The following is a 3,667-nucleotide window of genomic DNA, read 5'->3' on the forward strand; positions in this document are numbered from 1 at the left end:
AAATATCAAAGAATCACATTCATTTTCATAATTTATAGTGAAATAAACTCCATCGTTCCCGTACATCGGCATTTCATATTTGTACCAGAAAGATAATTCCATTCCTGGAAGATAAACGAAAGTTGGAGATTCGGCAGTATAAGTTCCGATATTCTCCGGTCGGCAGGAAAAAGAAAAAGTCCCGCTTTTAGAATAGGTATCAACCTGCTGCCATTCCAAAGGACAATCCCAATTCAAGGATGTCTCAAAATCATCGAAAATACCAATCTCACCAACCGGTAAATATAATTGTCTGGAAAATGAAAAATTCTGATCAAGATAAGAAGTTTGCAGCTCGATATTGAAATCACAAACAAAATCTTCCGGAATATTATCCGAAATAATGATCTGATTGTTCAACACTTCCTGGTTCCCGGGAGGTAATAACAACCATAATCCAAAAGAATCCTCGGCAAAAGACAGGTATTCTGAATTTGAAATAAAAGTGCAATTAAGTCCTGCTGCATCGACTGATCCTGTATTTTCAATAATAAAATTCATGGGAATCGTTGTTCCTGGAGTAATAGAATATCCATCATAACTTAAACCAGTGATCGTTAATTCCGGAGATTTGATCTTTAAGGTAAATGCAGTTTGTGTAATCAAAGTATCATTTTCAGCATTGTAGATTTTTTCCCACAAATAAATTTCTTTCCCATTTTCCATCTGAAAAGACTCATTGATCGAATTAATATGAATATCGAGAGGAGATAGATCAGCACAGGAAAAATCAATAATGTGATCAGGATTTTCATAAGTTGTCAGATCAATTTCATTCTCATTAAATTCGTATTCTACATAAAAATCGTAAATCATAAAAGTAGGATTATAAAAAGTCGAGTTAATGGTCAAGTTCTCTCCCTGTAGATAATAAATCTCCTCATTCCCTGAAATATTGTCGATATATGGATAATTCACAATATTCGAACTTTCTATAATTACTGTTTTGAATCCATATTTATAGATATAAATTGTTTCATCTACTCCATTATTTGATAAACATGCATTTCCGTTAATATCGGTTCTGACCTGGGTTTCACCTTTTGTAATTATCGCATTTTCAATCGGAATACCATTGCTGGAGATTTGAACAAAAATGGAATCTAAAAGTGTTACTGAATATTCCATATCTTCCGGATTATCGATAAAAAGGTTAAAATAGGAATCTCCTAAAGCATTGAGTTCATAAGCACACCATTTATAAACGGATGTTCCAGAAAAATAGGGTATAAAAGGGATTTTCTGTATCGCATTTGCTTCCGCTAAAATTGTAGTTTCATTCCAGAAGATATTTTTAAAAAATTCCTTTTGGAAAAATTCGGAAAAACCGAAACCTGAAGCAGATGGAGCACCCCAACCGTATCTTGAATTTCCAACATAACCGAGCATTCCTTTATTGATTGCAGTAATAAGATTCTCACCAATGGAATTATAATCGATAGCAGCAGACCAGCAGCCGATAGAATAAAAAACACCTCCAAAATTATTATTCAATAAATCAAGATTATCGTTACGAATTCCTCCGTCCTGTAAAGAAAGTGTGGAAATTCCTGCATGTCCGGTGTGTTGTACCATATTCTGGTTCTCATTCAGCATTTGATAGGCATTTTCCGTGCAATTTTCGTTTCCATAGATGAAATGTATATTATAAAATTCCGGGAAATAATTTTCATATATATACTGTTGACAAACTTCGCTATCGGAACCTTCCCACAATGCCATGGAAAAGCCACCGGCTTTATTATAATCCGGATGGATTCCTGATTCGTAATCTATCAACGCTGAAATATAATTTTCAGCTTCCTCTTCGGTATTTGCTGGAATTCGACCCACAAAAACTTCAGGAAAATAATCTACTTCATCTTCCTCTTCACCATAAATTTCGTTTCCATTTGCATTCCAGTTTCCATTTAAACAGGAAAAATACATATCAGAAGGCAAGTCGTTTTCGTTCCAGGAACCTCCATATCCGCAATCAAAAGCAAAAACTTCTCTTTCCGGAAGAAAAGCAACATCTGTCCCAAGAGTGACATAAGAAATTCCGTAAGTTTCATACATTTCAGTTATATAATTTCGTACTTTCTCCTGAATGTCCATGCCGGTATAATTAGTTTCGATATTTTCCACAGTTTCAGCATAAGTCTCAACTCCCTGAACTTTTCGCCAGTTAATTAATTCGCTGTATTCATCCATAAACTGTTCGGGAGCAATTAGCAAGTATTTTATTGATTCATCTCGTTCGTTATCAGATAGATTCAGAGCATTCAGAATTTTATTTGTAACCTGGTTTACAGGAAAGTTTTCGTTATCATCATTATCCACAAGTTCAATAATTATACTAAAGGTTTCCGGAATTTGAATTTTCTCCAGTTGAGGGAAATATAAACAAGTATAAAAAGAAATGTAACCTATAATTTTATTCCCTGATTGTCCAGTTCCATAATGAAAAAGCAGTTTGTCTGGGAAAATATCTCTATTATAATACTGAAATTCGGGTTCTGTAAAAATCGCTTGATTTTGAGAGCTTAAAGGGATAGGTTTTTGGATTGGATAAAGTTTTTTTTCAAGGAAAACTGTAGTATTATTTTCGGGATGAATTGTTACCTTAGAGATTTTCTTATTCAGGGGAATTTCAAAAAAAACAGATTTCAGTGGAATTGACGGAGAACCCTCTAGGCTATGATAATAATTGATACGGTCGGATTTAATTATGGAATACTCTTTTTTTAGATCGATTTGAAAATCAAAATTTTCGACTGTCATTTTCAAGCCCGAAAGCAGTAAAGAAAAGATGATAAAAATCGAGAAAATTATGGATTTCTTCATATTCAAACTCCCTATGGATATTTTCTTTATAAGGCAATATTACGCAAGTTCTTTTCCAAAAAATAATAATTTTTTATTGATGTAACGATCTAATAATTGAATATGAAGATAAAAAATATGAGATCAATCAATATTGGTGCTTTATTTGAGATGCTATTTCAGTTTGGGAAAAATATTTTATAAATCTTTAAAAATAATTGACATATATTCACGAAAAAAAAAGTTTGTTTATTCCGTTGAAATATGCTCTTTTTCAGGCATAAGTAGTGAAAATTATTGACAGTATAAAAGTGAAAAATTCTTTTGTTCAGAATTTTTTGCCGACATGGCTCAACGGTAGAGCACTCGACTTGTAATCGAGCGGTTGTGGGTTCGATTCCTACTGTCGGCACCATAATTTGGAGGGGTTCCCGAGTGGTCAAAGGGAACAGACTGTAAATCTGTCGGCGGACGCCTTCGGAGGTTCAAATCCTCCCCCCTCCACCAGTTATTAAATTGCGGGAATAGCTCAGCTGGCTAGAGCATTAGCCTTCCAAGCTAAGGGTCGCGGGTTCGAATCCCGTTTCCCGCTCCATTAAATGCTCATGTAGCTCAGTCGGTAGAGCACATCCTTGGTAAGGATGAGGTCACCGGTTCAAGTCCGGTCATGAGCCCCACGAGAAAAAAATTTAGTAACCTTAGGAGGTAAAAGATGGCTAAGGCAAAATTTGAGAGGACGAAGCCCCATGTAAATATTGGCACGATCGGTCATGTAGATCATGGAAAGACAACCTTAACAGCTGCGATCACGCTTTTTTTAAGT

General features: G+C 34.9%; 2 protein-coding genes and 4 tRNA genes. 5 read left to right on the forward strand and 1 reads right to left on the reverse strand.

The annotated features are described in order from the left end of the window. Nucleotides 1-2,865, reverse strand: a 2,865-nt coding sequence (locus tag ENL20_10495; GenBank protein ID HHE38986.1) for a hypothetical protein, incomplete at its 3' end; no start/stop codon positions are given. A 319-nt stretch (nt 2,866-3,184) separates the two neighbouring features. Here ENL20_10495 and ENL20_10500 point away from each other — a divergent pair. The 5 genes from ENL20_10500 to ENL20_10520 all read left to right on the forward strand — a co-directional run. Then, nucleotides 3,185-3,259: transfer RNA gene (locus ENL20_10500), tRNA-Thr, on the forward strand. Between the two features lie 6 nt (nt 3,260-3,265). After that, a tRNA-Tyr gene (locus ENL20_10505) sits at nt 3,266-3,351 on the forward strand. An 11-nt stretch (nt 3,352-3,362) separates the two neighbouring features. After that, nucleotides 3,363-3,439: transfer RNA gene (locus ENL20_10510), tRNA-Gly, on the forward strand. A 6-nt stretch (nt 3,440-3,445) separates the two neighbouring features. Further along, nucleotides 3,446-3,521, forward strand: a tRNA-Thr gene (locus ENL20_10515). A gap of 35 nt (nt 3,522-3,556) precedes the next feature. Next, a partial coding sequence (locus ENL20_10520) for a hypothetical protein (GenBank protein ID HHE38987.1) occupies nt 3,557-3,667 on the forward strand: 111 nt, incomplete at its 3' end.

The sequence above is a fragment of the Candidatus Cloacimonadota bacterium genome, from assembly GCA_011372345.1.
In the GTDB taxonomy this organism is placed as follows: Bacteria; Cloacimonadota; Cloacimonadia; order Cloacimonadales; family TCS61; genus DRTC01.